General features: G+C 68.5%; 1 protein-coding gene and 1 pseudogene. One reads left to right on the top strand and one right to left on the bottom strand.

Annotated elements, in window-relative coordinates; genetic code table 11:
- Positions 1-548 (top strand): annotated as a pseudogene (locus tag KZA10_RS14955) (hypothetical protein); the annotation flags it as partial.
- 18 nt (positions 549-566) lie between these two features.
- On the opposite strand, the gene KZA10_RS14950 reads toward KZA10_RS14955, so the two are convergent.
- Positions 567-1501: cytochrome c oxidase assembly protein (locus tag KZA10_RS14950; RefSeq protein WP_218683284.1), on the bottom strand; the 935-nt coding region annotated here is incomplete at its 5' end.

Here is a 1501-nt window from a genome sequence, read left to right as displayed (position 1 = left end):
GGCGCCAGGTGTCGATCGACGGCGTCGATGCGGTCGCGCTCGACCCGCTGCCGCTGCTCGTGTTCACGCCGGGCCTGTACGCGGTGACGGTGGACACCGCGATCTCGACCGCCTCGGGCCACGGGGTCCTCGCCGACACTCCCCTGGCCGTCACACCGCTCGATGTGCAGACCGAGCCGACCGATGAGTTCGTCGACGTGGTTCAGGAAAGGGTCGAGGCCTTCCTCACGGAGTGCACGACGCAGGAGGTGCTCCAGCCGACGGCCTGCCCGTTCGGCCTGCGCGTCACGAACCGACTCGCCTCCGCGCCGAAGTGGTCGATCGCGACGCAGCCCCAGGTCACGGTCACCCCCGACGGCGGGCAGTGGCAGATCCCGACGACGGACGCGGTCGCCCACGTCGAGGTCGACATCCGCTCGCTGTTCGACGGCAAGACCCAGCCGTTGGCGGAGGACGTGCCCTTCCAACTCACCGGGACGATCGCGATCCTGCCCGACGGATCCGCGTCGATCAGGATCGGCTCCCCCGGCGACCCCGCCGTCGACTGACCGGGTCGGGCGTCGGCCTCAGCGGCTTCCGCGCTGGTCGCGCTCCGCGAGGGCGGCGAGCTTGGCGTTGTACTCCTCGAGCTCGGCGTCTCCCGTGCGGTCGGCATGCCGGTCTGCACGGCGCTGCAGCTTGGTGTCGCTGCGGCTCCACTGGATCGCGACCGTGATCGCGAGGATCAGCGTCGGGATCTCGCCGATCGACCAGGCGATGCCGCCACCGACGTACTGGTCCTGCAGCGGATCCACACCCCAGTCGCGGCCCATCGACCCGAACCAGTCGGCGACCATCAGCCCTTCCTGCATCATGATCGCGATGCCGAAGAAGGCGTGCATCGCCATGACGGCGATCAGGGTGATCAGGCGACCGGGGTAGGGCAGACGGTACGGCACAGGGTCGGCGCCGATCAGGCTCATCACGAACAGGTAGCCCGAGATCAGGAAGTGGATGACCATCCACTCGTGACCGAGGTGCTCGTACATCGACCAGCGCACCAGGTCGGTGAAGTAGAAGGCCCACAGCGACAGGATGAAGATCGCCGCTGCGACGAACGGATGGGTCACCACGCGGGAGAACGGCGAGTGCACGGCCCACATGATCCACTCGCGACCACCGCGGGTGCCGTCGTCGCGCTTGTGGATCGCGCGCAGAGCGAGCGTGATGGGGGCGCCGGAGACCAGCAGCAGCGGGATGGCCATCGACAGCATCATGTGGCCCATCATGTGGATGCTGAACAGGTACTCCTGGTACGCGTTGAGCGGGCCGCTCGTCACCCAGACGAGCATCAGCATGCCGAGCACCCAGAACACGGTGCGGTGGATCGGCCAGCGGTCGCCGCGCAGGCGCAGGCGGCGCACACCGGCGAGGTACAGGAAGAGGCCGAAGCCTGCGGCGACGAGCCAGAGCACGTCGAAGTCCCAGGCCGTGAACCAGCGCTCGAGCGTCAGCTCCGGAG

It is taken from the genome of Microbacterium sp. BF1 (genome assembly GCF_019279095.1).
Classification (GTDB): Bacteria; Actinomycetota; Actinomycetes; order Actinomycetales; family Microbacteriaceae; genus Microbacterium; species Microbacterium maritypicum.
Note: the sequence above shows the minus strand (reverse complement) of the source record. Positions and strands in the feature narration are given on the sequence as shown.